Genomic DNA, 386 nt, shown 5'->3' on the forward strand with positions numbered 1-386 from the left:
CATCTGCACCGCGCAGGCGCTGCTCGCCAAAATGGCGACCGCCTATGCGATCTGGCACGGCCCCGCCGGCCTGCAGGCGATCGCCGAGCGCATCCACGGGCTCGCCGGGCGCCTGGCCGCCGGCCTCACGGCATCGGGCGTTGCCGTGCTCGGCGCCAGCCGTTTCGACACGGTAATGGTCGAAGTGCGGGGCAAGGCCAAGGCGATCGCCGCCGCCGCCGAGAAGACCGGCCGGCTCGTGCGCGTCATCGACGCCGACCATATCGGCGTCGCCTTCGACGAAACCTCGACCGAGTCCGACCTCGAGGCGATCGCCGGCCTCTTCAGCGCCAAGGCCCCCGCGGCGGCCGACCGAACCGTGCCTGGAAAACCGCGCGGCAAGGAAT

Annotated in this window: 1 pseudogene; it reads left to right on the forward strand. The window is 71.8% G+C overall.

Going from position 1 to position 386, the window contains the following annotated elements:
* Positions 1 to 386: pseudogene (locus EN742_RS37550) on the forward strand (glycine dehydrogenase (aminomethyl-transferring)); the annotation flags it as partial.

The organism is Mesorhizobium sp. M4A.F.Ca.ET.020.02.1.1 (genome assembly GCF_004022645.1).
Taxonomy (GTDB): Bacteria; Pseudomonadota; Alphaproteobacteria; order Rhizobiales; family Rhizobiaceae; genus Mesorhizobium.